We start from the raw sequence: 21,835 nt of genomic DNA on the forward strand, positions 1-21,835 counted from the left end.
TGAAACGATACCGACCTTCCAGTCGCAAAGGAATCAACGGATCGAAGGATCGTCACGCGAAACCAGGATGACAACCTGGACGGAATGGGGGATTTCGCCGTTTCTCCCTTCCGGGCGTAGGAAATGCACGCCTATTTCAAGCGTGTCGGCTACAATGAAAGCCTGGGGATGGGGAGGGATCGATATGCATGAGTATCTCAATTCGTGCGCGCGCGGCGTTCATGAAGCCGACGTCAGCACCGCACGCTTCGAACGGATCGGCGATATCGTGGGTTCGGTCGCCTTTATCGCGATCAGCCTCCCTTGCTTCCTCAACCTCACCTTCGCAGAGAGTTCTTTGCATGCTTCGGAACCGTTCGAGACGTTTATGATTGCAGCCATGATAGGGTGCGTGCTCGGATCGGGGCTCTCGATCGTGCTCGGAGCCGTACACGTGTTGCGCGGGAGGCTCGACGCGCCGCTTGTCGTGCTCGCGACCATCTCGTTCGTGGGAGGTTACCTGGTTCCCATCCTCGCGCAATGGATCGACGTGCCCCTTTGGGCGCTCTATCCAGCAGGATTGCTGTCAGGGATGGGCTTCGTGCCGCTCGCCATCGCATGGAGCTTGCGCATCGGAACGAACGACTTCAGGAAGATTCTGCTTGGAGGCGCCGGCCTGTGCTCAGCAGCCGTTTTGGTGAACCAGCTGCTGCTTCACTGCCCGCCGACTATCGCGTCGCTCGCTTATCTTGCGATGCTCGTCGCTTGCTCTCTCGTCCCCCTTCGCGCATCTTTGAAAAACGCACTCGCGTTTCCCCTGTACGACGAACATGCCGTCGACAACGTGAAAGACGGCGCATTCGTCACGAAAGCTTCGCTCGGAGACCTGGCACCGCTGCTGGCAGGATCCACCCTGGGCCTCATGCTGTTCGTGCTCCTCTCGAATTCTCGCCATTTCCTGCTCATACGCAGCCTGTTCGACATCCTGCCCGACAATGCCCAACAATTCATGTCCGAAGCATCGTTCGGGTTATTGTGCGCCTCTGTCATCGTCGCCATCGGGTGCTTCGTGAAACGGGACAAGCCCATCATGCCTTTCGTGTACTGGGTCCTGTTTCCAGCAGTTGCGGGCATCTTGATCGTTCTCGATAGCTTTCCGTCGGAATCATTCGTATTTCTCATCGGGGCGACGGGCGTGTTCGCATTCAGCTCGCTATTGGGACTGTTCGCTGTCGCATTCCTTTTGACGGCGAACCGGCAGGGGGAGTTTTCGCCTTTGCTGATTCTCGGCATACCGCTTGCCTTGGTCTCGTTGGCCGGGCTCGCAGGATACGCCTTCTACTACTCGGGATTCGACTATCTCGTTCGCGGCAAAACGCTGTTGGTGCTATCGACGCTCTACTTCGTCTATCTCCTGGTCATGCCGGCACTGCAATTATGGCACGCGCGCAATGCCGCGCATCTTGAAGAACCAGGGGCTTCCGTACCGACGAGCGAAGAAGCCATGAACTCCCGTTGTCGCAAGCTTGCCGACCAGGCTGAGCTTTCGCCAAGAGAGTATGAAGTGCTTTGCTACCTGGGGCGCGGATACAACTCGCCGTACATCGCGAAAACGCTGTTCATCTCCGACAGCACGGTACGCAGCCATTTGAAGAGCATCTACAAGAAAACGGGCGTCTCTTCGCGCATGGAACTCATCGACCTATTGGAGCATCAAGCATGAGAGCGGCCCCTGCTGGGGCCGCTCTCATGCTTCGTTTGAGTGTTTCGAGTTCTCGCCGCTTACAGGTGCGCTACCACGAGGTCGCCCATTTGGATGGTGCCTACGAGCTTGTCGGCGGGGGTTGCGGCTTGTCTGATGTCGCCGGTGCGCCAACCTTCGTCGAGGACGGCGGTCACCGCGCGGCGGATGTCGTCGGCGGCGTCCTGCAGGTCGAAGCTGTAGCGCAGCATCATCTCGACGGACAGGATTTGCGCGAGCGGGTTCGCGATGCCCTTCCCCGCGATGTCGGGCGCGCTGCCGTGGCTGGGCTCGTAGAGCGCCGTGCCGTCGCCGAGGCTGGCGCTGGCCAGCATGCCGAGGGAGCCCGTGATCTGGGCGGCCTCGTCGGAGAGGATATCGCCGAACATGTTCTCGGTCACCACGACGTCGAAGTCGACAGGGCGGCTGATGAGCTGCATGGCGGTGTTGTCCACGAGCAGGTCCTCGAGCTCCACGTCGGGGTATTCGGTCTCGCCGATGCGATGCACGATCTCGCGCCACATGCGGCTGGTTTCGAGCACGTTCGCCTTGTCGACGCTGGTCACCTTGTTGCGGCGCTTGCGCGCGGCTTCGAACGCCTGACGGGCGATGCGCTCCACCTCGTACTCGCGGTACTCAAGCGTGTCGTAGGCGCGCTGGCCGGCTGCGCCGCCTGAGCCGCAGCCCTCCTCGTCGTAGAAGCGCTCGCGACGGCCGAAGTACAAACCGCCCGTGAGCTCGCGCACGATCATCATGTCGACGCCGTCGACGATTTCGGGCTTGAGCGTGGAGGCGTCGGCCAGCGCGTTGAAGATCTGGACGGGGCGCAGGTTCGTGTAGAGGCCGAGCGCCTTGCGGATGCCGAGCAGGCCCTGCTCGGGGCGCGGCTTCGCGGGGTCGGTGGTATCCCACTTCGGGCCGCCGACGGCGGCGAGCAGCACGGCGTCGGACGCGTTCGCAACCGCGAGCGTCTCGTCCGGCAGCGCCGAGCCCGTCTCATCGATGGCGCAGCCGCCGATGAGCGCCTCGGTGTAGGAGAACGTCGTGTCGTACTTCGCGCCCACGGCGTTCAGCACCTTCACGCCCTCGGCGATGATCTCGGGGCCGATGCCGTCGCCGGGCAGGAGGCAGATGTTGTAGGTTTGGGACATGGCTACTCCTTGCCAAGTTTCTGGCGCGTGCGGTTGATGAGGCCGCCGGCTTCTATGATCTCGCGGATGAACGGGGGGAACGGCTGAGCCTCGAAGGTCTGGCCCGTCGTTTCGTCCACGATCTTGCCCGCGTCGGCGTCCACCGACACCACGTCGCCCTGGGAGATGGCGTCCACCGCTTCGGGGCATTCCATGATGGCGAGGCCCGTGTTGATGGAGTTGCGGTAGAAGATGCGCGCGAAGCTCTTGGCGATGACGACGTCGACCCCCGCCGCCTTGATGGCGATGGGCGCGTGCTCGCGCGACGAGCCGCAGCCGAAGTTCTCGTCGGCCACGATGATGTCGCCCGGCTGCACGCGTTCGATGAACGACGTGTCGAGGTCTTCCAGGCAGTGCTTCGCCAGCTCAGCCGGATCGGACGTGGTCAGATAGCGGGCCGGGATGATGACGTCGGTGTCGATGTCGCGCCCGTAGCGGTGCGCGGTTCCTTTGAATTGCATGGTCGCTCCTCCCCTAGTCCAAATCTTCCGGCAAGCCGATGTGGCCGAGCACGGCGCTTGCCGCGGCGACGGCCGGCGAGGACAGGTAGACCTCGCTCGTCGGATCGCCCATGCGGCCGACGAAGTTGCGGTTCGTGGTGGCGATGGCGCGCTCGCCCGCGGCGAGGATGCCCATGTAGCCGCCCAGGCAGGGACCGCAGGTGGGCGTGGACACGGCGCAGTTCGCGTCGAGGAACACGTCCATGAGGCCCTCCTCCATGCACTGACGGTATACCGCCTGCGTGGCCGGGATGACGATGCAGCGCACATCGGGGTGCACGGTGCGGCCGCGCAGCACGTCGGCGGCCTGGCGCATGTCGACGATGCGGCCGTTCGTGCAGGAGCCGATGACGGCCTGGTCGATTTTGATGTCGCGCGCTTCGGCGGCCGGACGCGTGTTCGACGGCAGGTGCGGGAACGACACGGTGGGCACGATGGATGCCGCGTCGATCTCGTAGATCTTCGCGTACGTCGCGTCCGGATCGGAGTGGTACTCGGTGTAGGGGCGCTCGGTGCGACCGTCCATGTAGGCGCGCGTCACGTCGTCGACCTCGATGAGGCCGGCCTTGCCGCCCGCTTCGATGGCCATGTTCGAGATGCTCATGCGCTCGTCCATGCCCATGTTCCGGATGGCGCTGCCGGTGAACTCCATGGCCTGGTACAGCGCGCCGTCGACGCCGATCATGCCGATGATGTGCAGGATGACGTCCTTGCCGGTGACGCCGGGGGCAAGCTCGCCCTCGATCTTGAACAGCAGCGACTCGGGCACCTTGAACCATGCCTTGCCGGTGGCGTAGCCCACGCCGGCATCGGTAGAGCCCACGCCCGTGGCGAACGCGCCGAGCGCGCCGTACGTGCAGGTGTGGCTGTCGGCGCCGATGATGAGGTCGCCCGCGCCGACGACGCCCTGTTCGGGCAGCAGCGCGTGCTCGACGCCCATGCAGCCCACTTCGTAGTAGTGGTTGATACCCTGTTCGCGCGCGAAATCGCGCACGATCTTGGCCTGCTCGGCGCTTTTGATGTCCTTGTTGGGGACGTAGTGGTCGGGGACGAGAGCGATCTTCGTGGGATCGAACACCTTCTCGACGCCGATCTTGCGGAACTCTTTGACGGCGATGGGGGCGGTGACGTCGTTGGACAGCACGAGGTCGAGATCGCATTCGATCAGCTGACCCGGCTCTACTTCGTCGAGCCCCGCATGGGCGGCGAGAATTTTCTCCGCCATGGTCATGGGACGTGGCATGTGTGCTCCTTTGTGCGGTGGGTCTCTGGTGCCCGCGCTTCCCCGCACGGACCCTGGAAATCGCTCACAATTGTACCACTCGCTTTAGCACGCAAAAGGAAGAGCCCCGGAGGGCTCTTCCAATGTGAAGCGATTTACAGATTTTTCGCTTACCAGGAGCCGTGGTAGCCGTATCCGTACGAGCCCATGTCCATGGAGCCCATCATGCCGTACACCGCTGCCGAGATTGCGCCGGTGATGAGCAGGCCCAGCAAGAATCCGAGCACGACCCAGATGACGAAGCCGATGATGGAGAATTTGAGCGCGTCGCTCTTCACCTGCGGCATCTTGTCGACGTTCACGAGCCAGGCGATGATGATGCCCGGGATGCCCAAGAGGGCGCCCACCACGAGCCAGGCGAACTTCATGCCGCCGGTGAGCTGCATGAGCGGCGCGGGCGGGTAAAACGCCTGCGGCTGGGGCTGGGGCGCGTTGTACATCGGCTGCGGCTGCGGCTGAGGTTGCGGCTGCGGCTCGGGCTGCGCAGGCGGCACCTGCTGGCCCATCGGGGGCTGCTGCTGCGGCAGCGGCTCGGTGGAGGGCTGCGGCGTCGCGGGAGGCTGCGGGGCAGCATCGGGCTGCTGCGGCGCGGGCTGGTTGGTGTTGTTGTTCATATCGTCAGCCATGATAACCTGCTTTCCATCGATTGGTGTTTGCAGCAGTATAGAGCCCTCACCTGCGGAAATCAGTATCCTTCGCGCATCCGTCATCGAACCGACACGAGAATACACCAGATGGTGTAGGCGCAGTGCCGACAGGGAGAACCGGAGCCTACGACAACGCGGTGCAGAGGGCGTCGAGCAGGGTGATGGCGAAGTGCTGGGCCGAACGGCCGGCACCGGCGTCTTCCCACACCGTGCTGGGCAGTTCGACGGCGATACGCGAGGGGTTGACGGCATCGGCAACGCCGATGGCCGTTTCGAGGCGCAGCGACAGCGTTTCCTCGTCCTCGAAGCTGACGCGCGGCACGGTGGTGACCGTGAGCTCGCCCGGCAGAACGATATGCACGAGCAGCATGGACTCGTCGGGAGCCACCAACAGCGAATCGGCGCTCATGATTTTGGAGGCAGGGTTCGTGGCAAGCGCGAGGTTCGACATGCGCGAGGCGACGCTGCGCGTGAAGTCCTGCGTGCCGAAGAGGCAGAGCGCGTTGCGCTCGAGCACGTCGGCGGCGCGGGCGAACCCGAGGTGGCTCGTTCCGTGCACCGCCTCCTTCCCCTCCCACGAATGGTGGAGGTTGCGGATGGCGGCGTACGTGTACGCGCCGGCGATGCCGTCGGACGGCAGACCGAGGTTGAGCTGGAACTTGCGCAGACCGAGCTCGGTGAAGGCACCGAAGATGCCGTCGGTTGCACCGCAGGCGAAACCGAGCGCGCCCAGCGCGTGCTGCAGCTCGAGCACGTCGTGGCCATGGAAGTGCGGCATGCGCAGATACAGCGTGCGGTCGCCCAACGTGAAGGAGGCGTCGACGAGCGCCGCCCATACCTTCTCGGTCACTTCGTCGGAAAGGGGCAGGCCCGCGTTGCCGCAGAAGGCCTGCACGGCCTCGGCCGTGGTGTCGCCGAACTCCCCGTCGACGTCGGCGGGATCGAGCAGCCCGATGACGACGAGACGCTGCTGAACGTCTTCGACGGCGGGACCGGTGTCATGTCGCTTAATGGTTTCCATGAGCGTCATAGTACCCTATTCATGCAGGCAGACGCAGGTATCGGCGCGAGGTTCCACAAGAGGAACAGAGCGCCGCCGAAACCGGCGGCGCTCGTCACAGCAGAAGGTTACGGTTGTCGCACGCGGCTACTTCAGTCGGCTGACGAACCAATCGGCCATGGACACGAGCAGGTCGCGCGCCGTGGACGGGCGCACCATGTCGGTCAGGCGGTTCTTCGCGATGCTCGTGAGGTTCTCGGCGTAGCTGCGAGCGTAGTCGATGCTGCCGGACGCCTCCATGATGGCGACGGCTTCGCCGAGCACCGCCGGGTCCTTCTCCTTCGAGGAGAGGATGTCGATGAGGCGGTCGCGATCGTCGGAGTGCTGCAGCGCGTGCACCACCATGAGCGTGCGCTTGCCCTCGGTGATGTCGTTGCGGAAGTCCTTCTTCGTGCTCTCCTCGGAGCCGACGAGGTTCAGCAGGTCGTCCTGAATCTGGAACGCGAGGCCGGTATCCAGACCGTAGTTGCGCAGGGCCTCGATTTCCACCTCGGTGCCGCCGCCGATGATGGCGCCGATGGCGAGGGGCACCGCGCCGGAGTAGTGCGCGGTTTTGTGCGTGGCCATGACGAGGTAGTCCTCGGGCGTGATGTCGTAGCGGCCGTCGCGCGCCCATCCGATATCGAGCGCCTGGCCCTCGATGGTGCGGCGGGTCATGTCGATGAGCTCGGTGATGACGCGCACCTTCGTGGTGTCGTCGAGGTTCTCGTCGGACACCACCGTGCCGTTGACGAGGGAAAGCGCGAGGTCGCCCGCATTGATGGCGAGGCCCATGCCCTCGGTGAGGTGCATGCACGGCTCGCCGCGGCGAAGCTCGGCCTCGTCGGCGATGTCGTCGTGGATGAGGGCCGCGGTATGGAAGTGCTCGATGGCCGCGGCGGCGCTCGTCGCGCGCGCCATGTCGCCGCCGACGGCGCGGCAGGCTGCGAAGCAGATGAGCGGACGGTGGCGCTTGCCGCCGTTCTGGCTGTATGCGACCAGCGGATCGTACAGGTAGCGATCCATATCGGCGTGCGTCCCCTTCGGAATGAAGGAGTTCACCAGGTCGCCCACGCGATCGGCGTACTGCGTGAGGTACTGCTCGAACGACTCGGGGGGTTCTTCAACAGCTGCGATAATTTCGTTTATGTTGTTCATAGCGCTTTCTTTGTTGCCTCGGCGGGTTGTCCGTCCGACATGGTATCACAAAGGAAAGCGGGGATTTTCCCTGCGCTGCGCGAGCGGCTTATTTTTCCGCGTTTCTCCGCATATGGGGTGGAAAGTATGCAAAAAGAGATCGAGGAAAACAGACGATGAAGGGACTCAACCCGACAGCTTCTCGATGAGCTCGTCTTTCGAATGAACACCGAGTTTTCGATACGCGCTCTTGATATGGCTTTGAGCGGTGCTTGTCGAAATGAACAGCAACGACGCCACTTTCTTCAAGCTATGGCCCTGAGCGAACAGCGTTGCCACCTCGATCTCGCGCGACGTCAGCTTGCACGATAGCGCCAAGTCCTCCGAAACAGAAGGCGTCAAATGACTCGAAGCCGCCGTCACGGCGGGGCTCTCGACGTCTTGCTTCCTCAGCGCCACAGCACCGAACACCAAAATGATAAATGCCAGCAAAACGAACACGGCAAGCAGAACCACGACGTCCGTAGCCTGCATGCGACCGTTCCCAACCTCCAGGGTCAGCAAGCTGGGCAGCACCACGTAGCTGAGCAGCCACGAGACGACGTTCGTGAGAATGCTGAAAACGGTAAACACGAGCACCGGGGAAAGCTTCTCGGCACGCACGAGATTGCAGAGCATCACCCAAAGAAGCACGTCGAACATCGATCGCGCCACGACCACGACATGCCCCGACAGCACGTAAGCTCCTTCGAGCAGACCCGCGAAGATGGCCCCGAAGAACAAAAGCGCAAGCGCCGCCCACACCCTCAACGTCATGGCCTCGATCGGACGATAGAACCTCGCGTCGTTCGCGCTCGACACGTCCGCCATTGCGCGCTTCTGCCTTCGTGCAAACAAAACGCAATACACGAGCAGGATCCCCGACAATGCAACGGAAAGCGGCCACCGAAACGTCGGACCGGTAAGGTCGGCTTCGGACGTGTCGACGATACCCCTCAGCACGCTCCCCGCCACGAGGAATGCGACGAACAGAACAACGTAGGGCGTCACCTTCCGCAGCGTCGAGAATCCCGTATTCGGAGATGCCGCACAAGGAGGAGAAGCGACGTACCAGAACAGGCCCGTACACGCAGGAACAGCTATTGCTACGAACACGGGGACCCATGCATGAAAAATAAGCAGACTGGTCATATACGAAGCGGCAAGCACTACGATATGCCCCAGGTCGAAACGATCGCAAAACCATATCGACCACGCCAGATAGCCTGTGACGAAAGCGACGGCGACGAAAAGCAGGGACACCCAGGACACCCACGATGCGAGCATGCCTTCGTCCACGCCAAAGCCCAAGGCGACTCCGACGGATCCGAGCCCGCACACAATCGGCACGAGAATCCGACGCAATCGAAAGACGCCTTCGATACGCGCCCTCGTCGCCACCACCGCCATGCACAGCGCGAACAACAGAGCAAGCAGCACCGGATATGGAGCGAGACCGGACAGACGACCTTCGAACGACAACGGATATAGCAACCCGAAGAACGACTGGTAGCGAACGTATACCCAGAAAAACGACATGCCGGCAAAAGGCGCGGCGTAGGTTTTCAGCATCGAGCGCATCATGAAGTCCCCCTCCCTGCGGGCAATTCTACCGCAGATGCGTTGCTCCTTTCCTCGAAGAACCCGAGGTGAAGAGGAATTCCCCCATTTTATGGTCGGCGTATGCACCCTCCTCCCCCGGTTCCCCAGATTTTATGGGAAGACGCTCGGTGGCTCTCGGAGGACTATCGAGCACGAACCGTATCCACACGAAACGAAAGGGGACCGATATGGATCTGAACAGAAGGCAATTCCTAAAAGGCACGGCGGCAGTAGGGAGCGTCGCGGCACTCGGAGGGCTCTTGTCCGGCTGCCAACCTTCGAAAGAAACCGAGCGGACCGCACCTTCCAACTCCTCCTACCCGGCAGGAACGACATCCGAAGATTTCGAAGCTTCCGTCGTAGAACTGGACCCGATAACCGTATTCGCCGACGAGAAACACTACGACATCGTCGTGATCGGTGCGGGGACCGCGGGCGTTCCCGCCGTGTGCACCGCGCTTGAAGAAGGGGCTACCGTCGCGTGCCTGCAAAAGGAGTCCATCGTTATCGCCCACGGAAACGGCTCCTCAGGACCCATTCTCGAAGAGAGCAACGCCATTGGAACCCTGCAGTACAAGCAAGCTTGGCGCGCAGCGGGCGGTTATCGCATGAACCCCGAACTGCTTGATCTGTACGTGAACCATGCCGGAGAGATGATCATGTGGATGATGGGCAAGGCGGCGGAAGTCGGTCTGCCACCCCAAATGTCGAAAATGCGCACCGACTTCGACGAGGGAAGCTTCATTACCGTCGCCAGCAACTTCTTCGGACCGAAGCCCATCAACAACCAAGATATCATGACGAAACTCGCAGACGAGGCCAAGGCGAACGGCGCCGAGTTCTTCTACGAGACCCCCGCCGTGCAACTCGTCCAAGTAGAAGACGGAAGCGTCACGGGCGTGATCGGGAAGACGAAGGACGGCTACGTCAAGTTCAACGCCGCCAAGGCGGTTATCGTCGCCGCGGGCGATTATCAGAATAACGAAAGCCTCGTAACGCGCTACTCCCCCGACATCGTTCGCTTTCAGCGCAAACAAGTGAACATGACCGGCGATGGCATTCTTATGAACATGGCGGTTGGGGCCCGCATGGTTCCCGTCAACCACGCCAAAACCATGCACGATATGGACGCGGGCCCCATGTTGATGACGGGTTATCCGTTTATGGCGCTCAACGAACGCGGCGAGCGATTCATGAACGAGGACATCCCCATGGAATCATGGGATCTCTCCTTGCAGCACAACACGGACGCCGAGGATCCCGGCCGCTTCTTCCGCATCTTCGACAACGAGTTCGCAGCCAAGTACGACGCGATGGTGACCGTCGAATCGCTTGAGAATTACATTCCAGGTTACAAAGACGATCCCACGGGCGTGTACACCAGCCTCATCGACACCCATCGCGCAGACACGCTCGAAGAACTGGCGGAGGAGCTGGGCCTACCCGCCGAAACGCTGAAGAGCAGCGTCAAGGAGTGGAACGCGTACTGTGAAAGCGGCATAGACGAACGGTTCGGATTGGCTAAAGACAAGCTCAAGCCTATCGACACACCGCCGTACTGGGGAATTCGCCAATGGATTCGCTGCAGCGCCATCAATGCCGGGGTCGCGGTGGACGGATGCTGCCGCGTGCTCGACGAGAACAACAAGCCTATCGCCGGGCTGTATTCAGTCGGATCGGGAGCGGGCAACGTGTGCGGCGGCCTCGAGTGGAACCTGTACCAAGGAGGTCTTTGCTGCGGGTCGTACATGACCATGGGTCGGTATGCTGCGGTGCACGCCATGACGGGCGGAATGACCCCGTCGCATCCGGCGGCTTACGACGACGTGAAGGAGCTTTGGAACGCGTAGGGTTTGAGCAGAGGCACCGGAGCGGGGAGGGCGTTCGCTGTGCAGGCGCGTCCTCCCAGGTCATTTAAGTGGTAGGGGCGGCGGGACTCGCAGATTCGCTGAGCGAATCTGCACCCCTCGGCATCGCAGATGCACGCCCGCTCGGGCGGGAAGACGGTTTGTAAACAATCCGCTGGATTGTTTACCACTACAAACAGCCCACTGGGCTGTTTGCTTCACGCGAAACCACCTCATCGGTTCGAGCCCCGCCGGAATATCCCCGAGAAACTCGCTATTGCGAAAAGCTTTGACTGGTAGGGGCGGCGGGACTCGAACCCGCAAGACCGAAGTCGGAAGATTTTAAGTCTCCTGCGTATGCCAATTCCGCCACGCCCCCACATGCAGGCACCTATGGTAGCAAACTTTGCGCGCTTTCGGGATTGCGGAGGCTAGTTTGCCGCCTCGTCCAACATGATGCCATGAAGGATGTCCGACTCGCTCACGGTGAAGGCGTCCACGCCGGCGAGATCGAGCACCGTTTGCAGGATCACCATACCGGCCACGATGACGGGCGCGCGGCCCGGGTCGAGCCCGACGATGCGCTCGCGCTCGGCGAGCGGAACGCGCTCAAGCTCGTCGGCTACCCCGTCGAGCACGGAGCGCGTGATAACCGCCTTGTGAACGCGCGCGGTGTCGTACACCTTCATATGCTCGTGCACCGACACCACCGTCGTGGCCGTGCCGGCCACCGCGACGAGACGCTCGGGCGCGAAGCCGGCGCCGCGCAGCTCGTCGAAGTACGGCCGCATGCCGGCCTCGACCCATGCGCGGGCCTCCTCGAGCTCGGCCGCGCTCGGCGGATCGGCGCGGAAGAACTTCTCCGTCACGCGACGGCACCCGATGTTGAACGAGTGGGAGCGGTCGGGTGCTCCCCCGGCGCGCCCGGCGATGGCCTCGGTCGAACCGCCGCCGATGTCCACCACGAGCAGCCGCTCGCCCAGAAAGTCGCAGGACGCGCCTGCAAACGACAGCGCCGCCTCGCGCTGACCGGGGATGACGGACAGCGTGACGCCGAGGCCGGCAAGCAGGGCCTCGAACTCGTCGGCGTTGCGCGCATCGCGCGCGGCCGAGGTGGCCATGGCCTTCGTTTCGATGACAGGATGCTCGGGCGTCTCGAAGCCGCGCAGCACCTCGAGGTAGCGCGCCACGGTATCGGCCACGCGCTGCATGGCTTCGGGCTTGAGCACGCCCGTGGCGTCGACGCCCTCGCCGAGGTTCGTGATGGCGTACTCGCGGTCGAGCTCGTGCAGGCGGCCGGCTTCGTCCACATCGGCCACGAGCATGCGACACGTCACGGTGCCGATGTCGATGGCCGCATAGCGGCCCGCTCGAAAGCCGGTCTCGGGTTCCGTCGTGACATGCATGAGCTTCCGCCCTTCTTTTGCGGGTTATTCGACGCCGAACAGCTTGTCGAGGAACGGCGAGTACCAGGTTTCAGGCGCCTCGACGCTGCCCGACGGGATGTTGGCCTGGAACGACGACGAGCTGGTTTCGTCGAGGTCGAGTCCGCGGACGTTCGCCGTTTCCTCGCCCTTCTTCACCCAGCCGAACTGTTCGTGCGCGCGATCCTCGATGCCCGCTTGGGTTTGCAGCGACGCGACGTCGCTTTCGAGCGCGCTGTTGCGCTCGGCGAGGGCCGCGTACTCGGCGGCAAGCTGGTCGCGCTCGCGCAGCGCATGGTAGTACTGCTGCGCCGGCGCGTACAGGAACACGCACGAGAGCGCCAGGCACACGGTAACCGCCGCGGTGGCGATGAGCTTCGGAGAGGACTTGAACGACGCGAGCGACAAAAACGAGAAGCCGCGCTTCGCCGAAGCCTGGGGGCTTTCGGCATTCTGCATGCGGGCCGCTTGACGGTGCTTCGCACCCATCTCGCCCTTGTACACCGCAGCGCGCGGGCCGGCCGCGGCCGCAGCGGCTTCGGCGCTCTGCTTCGAGCCGCCGAACTGCTTGGTGAAGGCGCGTTCGGCCTTGCTCTTGGCGCGCGACTTCTTGAGCTTCTCGAGACGCGAAAGGCGGCGCTCTTCCACTTCCTCCTCGGCGGGTTCTTCGACACGCTCTTCGAACGCGGCGAACCGACCCGTGCCGTACGAGCTCGAGGCGGACGTGCGACGCGACAACGACCGTGCGGTGCGCGAAGCCGTCGACGAGGCCGACAGCGGGGCCGCATGCCGGCCCGCGGGGCGCTCGAACGACGACGAGCGGCCGAAGCCGTCGACGAGGCTGCCGGTTGAACGGCGCGCGGTCGCGGTGGAGCCCGACGTGCGGGCGCGCGAAGTCGACGAAGCGCCGCCCCGTCGCTCGTCCGCTTGGCGGAAGGGCGAATCGAAGGCGGGGATGCTGTCAACGGTATGGATGACGGGGCGCGATTCGGGCGCAGCGAGAGAGGGGCGGCGCGCACGAGTGTCGCGTTTCGCCTCGTCAAACGAGAGAATATAAGGCTGCGTTGCCACGGAAAGGGGCTCCTCTATGCATCGTGTTTCGTGTTTGGTTTGTTTAATGCAGAAGCTTCGCTCAGCATACCACACCAACGCCCGCCCCGCCACCGAAGGAGGGACGGGCGTTGCCGACCGTAAAGAAGTTGTTGAATGCTTGGATGACCGTGGAAAACGGCCCCGGAGCACCCTTGGAAACCCGCCTAGAGGGCGAGTTTGTTAATATAAGAACTCCATTTTTTGAACGACTCGTCGCTGATGGCGTGCTCCATGAGGCAGGCTTCTTTTTCCGCCTGTTCCTCGGGAATGCCGAGCGCCTTCGTCAGGAACGTGAACAGCATATGGTGACGGTCGAGCACCGACGTTCCGTATGCGAATCCTTCTTCGGTGAGCGTGATATCGCCGTAATAGGGCTGGTCGGCCAAGCCCTTCTCCTTGAGCGAGGACACGGCCTTGTTGACCGAGGCCTTCGACACGCCAAGCTTCGTCGCGATGTCGACCGACCTGACGGACACGTCCGTCGTGCCCCCCCAGCATGACGATGGCTTCAAGGTAGTCCTCGTGCGACATGGACATTTTTTCCACGGAACCCTCCTTCTGTTCGTCACTCCATGGTACCACACGACGGGCAGAACCATGCGCGGGTGCGAGGGGCGGTGGATATGATGAGGTGCATATACTTGGAGGAGGCCGGCGAGGGAAGGGGGTCCCTCGCCGGCGTGCTGTGTGGTGGATGACCAGACGAGGAGAGTCCCCACCACCGTGTCAGCAAAAAGAGGAGGTGCCTGCGATTTCGGGTTTCTTGCTTCCGAGTTCCCGACCTCGCTGACAATAGTTAGTCTACGATAACTTATGGCGATAGTCAATGGAAGTTTGCCATGGTTTACAATTCCTCCATATGAGGAGGAGCCGGCACAAAAAAGAACGGATGTTTCACGTGAAACATCCGTTCCGGGGCGTTATATGAGCGCGCGGCGCTAGCGGTGCGCTTCGGCGTGCTTTTGCAGGTCGGCAACCATGCGATCGGCGGCACCGCACCCCGAGCACCCCGCACAACCGCCGGCGCACCCGCCGCCGCGCGGATCGTCCTTGTGATGGTCGCACGTGCCGTTGCGCCAGAGGCGTCGCACGGCCAGCGCGGCGAGCGCCAGCACGATCAGTCCGACAACGAGCGTTGCCGGCGTCATTTCCCAAACTAACATGGTTGCTCCTTTCTCAGCGATCCGGAAGGCGGGGACGCTCCCCTCCCCGAGCGCGCCGCCCGCCTTCCGAACCGTGGGTTAAGCCGCGCTGCCCTCCGCTTCGAGCTCGCGCGCAGCGGGCTTTTTCTTCTTGTCGAAGTTCGGCATGGGGCGGAACAGCTGGAACAGCAGGGCACCGAGCACCACGATGGCGACGACGGTCCAGAAGTTGAAGCTGAGCTCGCCGGTGATGAGGCCGCCGAACTGGTAGAACATGAGGCCGACGCACCACGCGAACACGGTCATGTAGCCGATGGCGAACCAGGTCCACTTCGCGCTCTCCATCTGACGGCGAATGGTGCCGATGGCGGCGAAGCACGGCGCGCACAGCAGGTTGAAGGCGCAGAAGGCGATGATCGCGGGAACCGAACCGGCCAGCATGGCCGCGAAGCCCGCCCACAGCGCAGGATCGGCTTCGCCTGCGTCGCCGAGGCTCGTGAGGATACCCACGGTGGCCACGACGTTCTCCTTGGCCACGAGGCCCGTGACGGACGTGACGGTGGCCTGCCAATCGCCGAAGCCGAGCGGCGCGAAGATCCATCCGATGGCGTTGCCCAAACCGGCCATGACGCTGTACTGGATGTAGTCGTCCATTTCGGTGTCAAGCAAGCCGAACTGGCCGTCGTAGGTACCGAAGTTCATGAGGAACCAGATGACGATGGTGGACAGGAAGATGATGGTACCGGCTTTCACCACGTAGCTCTTGATGCGCTCCCACGTTGCCAGCAGCACCGACTTCACGGTGGGCATATGGTATGCCGGAAGCTCCATGACGAACGGCGACACTTCGCCGGCGAACATCTTGGTCTTCTTGAGGATGATGCCCGAGATGATGATGGCGATGACGCCCAGGAAGTAGAACATCGGGGCGACCCACCAGGTTTCCTCGGTGTTGCCGCCTGCGATGGCGCCGAACACGAGGGCGATGATGGGCATCTTCGCGCCGCAGGGAATCATCGTGGTGGTCATGATGGTCATGCGGCGATCGCGTTCGCTCTCGATGGTTTTCGTGGCCATGACGGCGGGCACGCCGCAGCCGGACGCCACGAGCATCGGGATGAAGCTCTTGCCCGACAGACCGAAGCGGCGGAACACGCGGTCCATGATGAACGCGACGCGCGCCAGGTAGCCGCAGCCCTCGAGCAGCGCGAGCAGCAGGAACAGGATGATCATCTGCGGGATGAAGCCGATGACGGCGCCGACGCCGGCGATGATGCCGTCCACGACGAGGCTCTGCAGCCACGGCGCGGTGCCGATCGATTCCAAGGCGTTCGACACGATAGGCGTTAACCCGGGAATGAACAGGCCGAATTCGGCCGGATCGGGCTCTTCTTCAGCCAGCAGCGCCAGCTCGTCCTCGCTTGCGCCGGACTCTTCGGCCGCAGCCACGCTCTCTTCCCACGTGCCGACGGCCTCTTCGTACTGCGCGCCGTTCGTGTAGAGCCAGCCGTCGCCGGAAATGCCGTCGTTGGCCCAGTCGGTGACTACGCCCGTGCCCACCGAGATGGCGAGGTAGTACACCAGGAACATCACGATGGCGAAGATGGGCAGGCCGAGCCAACGGTTCGTGACCACGCGGTCGATTTTCTGCGAGGTGTTCATGCCCTTGCGCGAACGCTTCACCGTCGCGTCCACCACGTGGGTGATGGCGTCGTAGCGCTCGGACGTGACGATGCTCTCGGCGTCGTCGTCCTCGGCGTCCTCGACGCGCTCGCGAATCTCCTCGATGGCCTTGAGATCGGCGGCGGACAGCTTGAGGGCCGTGGCCGTCTTCTCCTCACCCTCGAACAGCTTGATGGCGTACCAGCGCGCCGTCGCGTTCGACACGCGGCTGCCGAGGATGCTCTTGATCTGGTCGATTGCCGACTCGACGGCGGCGTCGAAGGGCATCTGAGGATGGGGCGCCTCGCCCGCCTTCGCCGTCTTGACGGCCACCTCGATGAGCTCCTTCATGCCGTCGCCCTTGAGGGCGGACGTCTCGACGATGGGACAGCCCAGCTTCTTCGACAGCGCGGGCACGTCGATTTTGTCGCCGTTCTTCTTCACGAGGTCCATCATGTTGAGCGCGAGCACCACCGGCACGCCCAGGTCGAGGATCTGCGTGGTGAGGTACAGGTTGCGCTCGAGGTTCGTGGCGTCCACGAGGTTGACGACGACGTTCGGGCCGCCGTCCAGCAGGTAGTCGCGCGTGACGATCTCCTCGGGGGAGTACGGCGACAGCGAGTACACGCCCGGCAAGTCCGTGATGGTCACGTCTTTGTCGCGCGTGTACTTCCCTTCCTTTTTCTCGACGGTCACGCCCGGCCAGTTGCCAACGTACTGATTGGCCCCGGTCAGGTCGTTGAACATCGTCGTCTTGCCGCAGTTCGGGTTGCCGGCAAGCGCTATGCGAATTCCCATGTTCAGCCTTTCCATCTGCATAAGTTAACTGCTGCTAACTCAGTCCCAAAAAAGAAGCGCCGATGCGCCTCCGTCCTGCCTACGTGCGTCCGTGCGTCCGTACCCGCTAGCTGACGAGGATGTTCTCCGCCTCGCTCTTGCGCAGCGACAGCTCGTAGCCGCGCACGGTGACCTCGATGGGGTCGCCGAGCGGCGCGACCTTGCGCACGAACACGCTGGTTCCCTTCGTGATGCCCATGTCCATGATGTGGCGCTTGAGCGCGCCCTCGCCCTTCAGGCGACGGACGGTTGCGGAGTCGCCGATGCGCACGTCCCGCAGCGTTCGATCTTGAGGTTCTGCCATGTGCCTCGTTCCTTTCCTCGTACGAACAGATGTTTCACGTGAAACATCTCGACCTGCTTACTCGATGGGTGGTATTCGCGCAGTGCTACGCCGCCGCATTCGTGATGATGCGCGCGGCCACCTGGCGGTTGAGGGCGACTTGCGTGCCCTTGACCTCCACGATGAGATCGCCCGCGGCCTCGGACACCACCGTCACCTGCGCGCCTTCGACGAAGCCGAGCGTTTCGAGGTGATGATGCAGATCGCCTCGTCCGCGCACCTTCGCGATGATGCCCGTCTCCCCGCCCTTGAGGAACGAGAGCGGCATCTGATGGCAGGCGGCATTCGGCGCAGAAGCTGCGCTTGTCCGTCCGCATGTTCCCTGCATGCTTGCAACCGTTGCGTTGTCCATGGTGGCTCCCATCGAGTTAGCTTCATGTAACAAAAGTATCTTATAGCAAACTTTGGGAGAATGGAAGCCAAAGCTAACATTTTCTGCACAGAAGGGGCGCCCGAACCGATGTTTCACGTGAAACATCGGTTCGCTTTCCGGGTTGGGGCTGGGGCTGCGGGTGCTTACTCGTCCTTGAGGGTCATGGCGTTGATGGCGACGATGACGGTGGACAGGCTCATGAGCACGGCGCCGACGGCGGGGCCGAGCAGGATGCCCACCGGTGCGAGGACGCCGGCGGCGAGCGGGATGGCCACGATGTTGTAGCCGGCGCCCCACCACAGGTTCTGCTTGATCTTGCGCGTGGTGTTCGTGCCGAGGTCGAGTAGGCGGACGATGTCCTCGGGGTCGCTCTTGACGAGCACGACGTCGGCGGAGTCGATGGCGACGTCGGTGCCGGCGCCGATGGCCACGCCGATGTCGGCGCGCGCGAGGGCGGGCGCGTCGTTGATGCCGTCGCCCACCATCATGACGACGTCGCCCGCATCGCGGCGTTGCTGCACGAGCTTCACCTTGTCCTGCGGAAGCAGCCCCGCGCGAAATTCGTCGATGCCGAGCGTGCGGGCGACGGCGCGGGCCGCGGCCTCGTTGTCGCCCGTGAGCATGACGGGCACGATGCCGCGCGCCTTGAGCTGCGCGACCGCCTCGTGCGCCGAGGGCTTGATCTGGTCGCCCTGCGCCACGACGCCGCGCACCTCGCCGTCGACGACGAGGTAGCTCACGGTGAGGCCGCGGCCCGAGAGCTCCTTGAAGGCGGCGCGATCGTAGGGGATGTGCTGCTCGTCGAGATGGCGGGCGTTCGCGATGAGGGCGCGCGAGCCGTCTTCGAGCGTGCCGCGCACGCCGACGCCCGCCACCGCCTGCACGTCGCGCACGGCGGCGGGATGCACGTGGCGCTCGTCGGCGGCGCTCACGATGCTGGCGGCGAGCGGGTGCGAGGACAACTGCTCGAGGCCCGCCATGAGCGCGAGCACGCGGTTGGCGTCCTCCTTCCCCACCGCGCGCACGTCCACCACGCGGAAGTTGCCCTCGGTGAGCGTGCCCGTCTTGTCCATCATGACGACGTTCACGCGCGGCGCCACCTCGAGGGCACGTCGGCGGCGCACGAGCAGGCCGTGGCGCGCGCCGAGCGAGGTGGAGCGCGCCGCCACGAGCGGAATGGCCAGGCCCAGCGCGTGCGGGCACGCGATGACGAACACGGTGACCATGCGCGTGAGCGCGTCGCCCACATCGCCCGACACCGCGAACCACACGGCGAACGCCGCGACGCCCACGCCCACCGCCGCGTAGAACAGCCACCGGGCCACCTTGTCGGACAGCACTTCGGCGTGCGACTTCTCCTGCTGCGCCTGGGACACGAGCTGCATGACCTGCGCGAGGTAGCCCGACTGGCCGGTGCCGGTGACGCGCACGTACAGCGTGCCGTCGCCGTTTTGCGAGCCGCCGAACACGGTGCTGCCCGGCTTCGCCTCCACGGCGCGGGCCTCGCCTGTGACGAGCGCTTCGTTGACCGACGACGAGCCGTCGGTCACCTCGCCGTCGGCGGGCACCTTCTCCCCCGCTTCCACCATGACCGTCTGCCCCACCTGCACCCGATCGAGCGGCACGTCGGCGAAGGAGCCGTCGGGTTGTTGCACGTGGGCCTCGGAGGGCAAGAGCTCGGCCATCTCCTTGAGCGCGTCGCCCGCGCCCATGACGGCGCGCATCTCGATCCAATGGCCCAGCAGCATGATGACGATGAGCGTGGCCAGCTCCCAGAAGAAGTCCATGTGCGCGTGGGGCATGCCGAGCACGGTGCGCTGCACGAACGCGTAGATGCTGTAGACGTAGGCGGTGGTGATGCCGAGCGCCACGAGCGTCATCATGGCGGGCTTGCGGCGGCTCAGCTCGTCTGCCGCGCCGCGCAGAAACGGCCAGCCGCCGTACCCGAACAGCACGGTGGCCAGCGCCGCCACGAGCCAGTCCGAGCCGGGGAACGCGAGCGTGATGGGCAGCGCAAGCCCCATGGGCGACGACAGCAGCATGATGGGGATGGCAAGCACGAGGCTCACGAAGAACCGGCGCTTGAGATTCACCCCGTGCATCATCATGCCGCCCGGCGAATCCGAGCCGTTCTTCCCGTGTGCTTCCATGCGCGCTCCTCGCGTCCGTCGGTATGCCATCGTTCAGCGTACCGGGCCGTGCGCCGCATCGCGGGCGCGGGCTGTTTTGTTACGGAATGGGAGCCGCCAGGAAACCCAGGTCGCATACGCACATTGCGTGGAAATCGTCCACCGATTCTGCACCCGGGATAATTCGCAGCATAGTATACTGAAATGCGATTGACCTATCGGCGAAACCGGCAGAAAGTGCAGGACATGGCTCAAAACCTCTACTCCGACACGCGCGGGCGAAGCGAGCGCCCGGTCACCTTTACGGAAGCCGTCATCGACGGGTTGGCCGCAGGCGGCGGCCTGTACGTGCCCGAGCACATCCCCGAGCTCTCGCTCGACGAGATCGGCGCCTTGGCCGCGCTGCCGTACGCTCAGCGCGCGGCGCGCATCTACGAGGCGTTCGACATCGACCTGCCGGCCGACACCATCGAAGCGCTCATGGAGCGCGCCTACGGCGACAACTTCGACGACGAGCGCATCTGCCCCATCACCTCGCTCACGGCGAACACCCACGTGCTGGAGCTGTGGCACGGCCCCACGAGCGCGTTCAAGGACATGGCACTGCAGTGCCTGCCGAAGTTCTTCTCAGCGAGCGCGAAGCAGCTGCGCGAGCAGGGCAAGCTCGATCACGACTTCATGATTCTCGTGGCCACGTCGGGCGACACCGGCAAGGCGGCGCTCGAGGGCTTCCGCGACGCCGACGGCGTGTCCATCGGCGTCATGTACCCCGACGGCGGCGTGAGCGACATCCAATTCAAGCAGATGGCCACCCAACGCGGCGAGAACGTGCAGGTGTGGGGCGTGCGCGGCAACTTCGACGACTGTCAGACCGGCGCGAAGAACGTGTTCGGCGACGAAGCCTTCGCCGCGCGGCTGCGGGACGAGCACGGCGTGGCGCTGTCGAGCGCGAACTCCATCAACTGGGGGCGCCTCATGCCCCAGATCGTGTACTACGTGTCGGCCTATGCGCAGCTCGTGGCCGACGGCAAGCTGGGACTCGGCGATGAGCTGGACGTATGCGTGCCTACCGGCAACTTCGGCAACATCCTGGCCGCCTATTACGCCAAGTGCATGGGCGTGCCGCTGGGCATGCTGTACTGCGCGAGCAACGAGAACCGCGTGCTCGCCGACTTCATCAACACGGGCACCTACGACATTTCCGAGCGCGACTTCGTGCTCACGCCGTCGCCGTCCATGGACATCCTCGTGTCGTCGAACCTGGAACGCCAGCTGTTCGAGCTGACGGGCCGCGACGCGAGCGCCATCGCCGGCTGGATGGACGATCTGAAGCGCGAGCGGCGTTTCCGCGTGGACGAAGGGACCTTCGCGAAGGTGCGCGAGACCTTCGCCTCCGACTCCATCGACAACGCCACGTGCCTGGACACCATCAAGCGCGTGTTCGACGAGCACGCGTACCTGCTCGACCCGCACACGGCGGTGGCCTACCAGACCGCCGAGAACCTGCGCGGCGAAAACCCCGTGCTCATCGCGAGCACGGCGCACTGGGCGAAGTTCGGCGACAACGTGTACCGCGCGCTGCACGGCATCGCGCCGGGCGCGGCGCTGCCGGACGACGTGGCGCAGCTTTCGGGCTGCGAGCTCAACGAGCTGATCGCACGCGAGACGGGCAGGGACGACATTCCGCGCGGCCTGGCGGAGCTCGACGCGCTGCCCGTGCGCTTCGGCGAGGTCATCGAAGGCGGCACCGGCGACATCGAGGCGGCCGTCACGCGCTTCCTCGACCACCTGAACGATTAGGCGCGCTGCGCGCGCCTCAACGAGAAAAGG

General features: G+C 63.8%; 18 protein-coding genes and 1 tRNA gene. 3 read left to right on the forward strand and 16 right to left on the reverse strand.

Annotation, left to right across the window (positions count from 1 at the left end; all coding sequences use genetic code 11):
- Nucleotides 1-184: 184 nt before the first annotated feature.
- Nucleotides 185-1,702 carry a helix-turn-helix transcriptional regulator gene (locus C1876_RS11115; RefSeq protein WP_158544679.1) on the forward strand — a complete coding sequence of 506 codons (1,518 nt, stop codon included), beginning with the start codon at nt 185-187 and terminating at the stop codon, nt 1,700-1,702.
- Nucleotides 1,703-1,761: 59 nt separating this feature from the next.
- On the opposite strand, the gene leuB is transcribed toward C1876_RS11115, so the two are convergent.
- From leuB to C1876_RS11155, 7 genes are all read right to left on the reverse strand, one after another.
- A complete protein-coding gene (leuB, locus tag C1876_RS11120; RefSeq protein WP_114546805.1) occupies nt 1,762-2,871 on the reverse strand; it encodes a 3-isopropylmalate dehydrogenase in 1,110 nt (369 codons plus the stop codon).
- Between the two features lie 2 nt (nt 2,872-2,873).
- A complete protein-coding gene (locus C1876_RS11125; RefSeq protein ID WP_114546806.1) occupies nt 2,874-3,371 on the reverse strand; it encodes a 3-isopropylmalate dehydratase small subunit in 498 nt (165 codons plus the stop codon).
- Between the two features lie 13 nt (nt 3,372-3,384).
- On the reverse strand, nt 3,385-4,653 hold the full coding sequence (gene leuC, locus C1876_RS11130) for a 3-isopropylmalate dehydratase large subunit (protein ID WP_114546807.1): 1,269 nt from the start codon (nt 4,651-4,653) through the stop codon (nt 3,385-3,387).
- Nucleotides 4,654-4,802: 149 nt separating this feature from the next.
- Entirely contained in the window at nt 4,803-5,318 is a 516-nt protein-coding gene (locus C1876_RS11135) for a spore coat protein SP96 (protein ID WP_114546808.1), read from the reverse strand.
- Nucleotides 5,319-5,463: 145 nt separating this feature from the next.
- Nucleotides 5,464-6,369 (reverse strand): peptidoglycan-binding domain-containing protein, encoded by a 906-nt coding sequence (locus C1876_RS11140; protein WP_114546809.1) that lies wholly within the window; start codon nt 6,367-6,369, stop codon nt 5,464-5,466.
- A gap of 117 nt (nt 6,370-6,486) precedes the next feature.
- A complete protein-coding gene (locus tag C1876_RS11145) occupies nt 6,487-7,536 on the reverse strand; it encodes a polyprenyl synthetase family protein (protein WP_114546810.1) in 1,050 nt (349 codons plus the stop codon).
- Nucleotides 7,537-7,701: 165 nt separating this feature from the next.
- Nucleotides 7,702-9,138: a response regulator transcription factor gene (locus C1876_RS11155; RefSeq protein ID WP_114546811.1), complete on the reverse strand. Its 1,437-nt coding sequence runs from the start codon at nt 9,136-9,138 to the stop codon at nt 7,702-7,704.
- Between the two features lie 206 nt (nt 9,139-9,344).
- On the opposite strand from C1876_RS11155, the gene C1876_RS11160 reads away from it, so the two are divergent.
- Nucleotides 9,345-11,006, forward strand: a complete 1,662-nt coding sequence (locus C1876_RS11160) for an FAD-binding protein (protein ID WP_114546812.1) — start codon at nt 9,345-9,347, stop codon at nt 11,004-11,006.
- A gap of 291 nt (nt 11,007-11,297) precedes the next feature.
- Here the strand turns inward: C1876_RS11160 and C1876_RS11165 are convergent.
- The 9 genes from C1876_RS11165 to C1876_RS11205 all read right to left on the reverse strand — a co-directional run bounded on the left by C1876_RS11165 (nt 11,298) and on the right by C1876_RS11205 (nt 20,026).
- A tRNA-Leu gene (locus tag C1876_RS11165) sits at nt 11,298-11,382 on the reverse strand.
- Between the two features lie 52 nt (nt 11,383-11,434).
- Nucleotides 11,435-12,409, reverse strand: a complete 975-nt coding sequence (locus C1876_RS11170) for a Ppx/GppA phosphatase family protein (RefSeq protein WP_114546813.1) — start codon at nt 12,407-12,409, stop codon at nt 11,435-11,437.
- A 24-nt stretch (nt 12,410-12,433) separates the two neighbouring features.
- Nucleotides 12,434-13,498 (reverse strand): FtsB family cell division protein, encoded by a 1,065-nt coding sequence (locus C1876_RS11175; RefSeq protein WP_114546814.1) that lies wholly within the window; start codon nt 13,496-13,498, stop codon nt 12,434-12,436.
- Nucleotides 13,499-13,683: 185 nt separating this feature from the next.
- Nucleotides 13,684-13,995 (reverse strand): metal-dependent transcriptional regulator, encoded by a 312-nt coding sequence (locus C1876_RS11180; protein ID WP_244910113.1) that lies wholly within the window; start codon nt 13,993-13,995, stop codon nt 13,684-13,686.
- Between the two features lie 462 nt (nt 13,996-14,457).
- Entirely contained in the window at nt 14,458-14,682 is a 225-nt protein-coding gene (locus C1876_RS11185) for a hypothetical protein (RefSeq protein WP_114546815.1), read from the reverse strand.
- Nucleotides 14,683-14,760: 78 nt separating this feature from the next.
- Nucleotides 14,761-17,121, reverse strand: coding sequence for a ferrous iron transporter B (feoB, locus tag C1876_RS11190; RefSeq protein WP_114546816.1), 2,361 nt, complete (start codon nt 17,119-17,121; stop codon nt 14,761-14,763).
- A gap of 106 nt (nt 17,122-17,227) precedes the next feature.
- Nucleotides 17,228-17,464: a FeoA family protein gene (locus C1876_RS11195; protein ID WP_114546817.1), complete on the reverse strand. Its 237-nt coding sequence runs from the start codon at nt 17,462-17,464 to the stop codon at nt 17,228-17,230.
- An 85-nt stretch (nt 17,465-17,549) separates the two neighbouring features.
- Nucleotides 17,550-17,855 carry a FeoA family protein gene (locus C1876_RS11200; protein ID WP_227111963.1) on the reverse strand — a complete coding sequence of 102 codons (306 nt, stop codon included), beginning with the start codon at nt 17,853-17,855 and terminating at the stop codon, nt 17,550-17,552.
- A gap of 164 nt (nt 17,856-18,019) precedes the next feature.
- On the reverse strand, nt 18,020-20,026 hold the full coding sequence (locus C1876_RS11205) for a copper-translocating P-type ATPase (RefSeq protein ID WP_244910114.1): 2,007 nt from the start codon (nt 20,024-20,026) through the stop codon (nt 18,020-18,022).
- Between the two features lie 225 nt (nt 20,027-20,251).
- Here C1876_RS11205 and thrC point away from each other — a divergent pair, with 225 nt between their 5' ends.
- Nucleotides 20,252-21,805 (forward strand): threonine synthase, encoded by a 1,554-nt coding sequence (gene thrC / locus C1876_RS11210; RefSeq protein ID WP_211309544.1) that lies wholly within the window; start codon nt 20,252-20,254, stop codon nt 21,803-21,805.
- Nucleotides 21,806-21,835: the final 30 nt, after the last annotated feature.

This window comes from Eggerthella sinensis, assembly GCF_003339815.1.
GTDB lineage: Bacteria > Actinomycetota > Coriobacteriia > Coriobacteriales > Eggerthellaceae > Eggerthella > Eggerthella sinensis.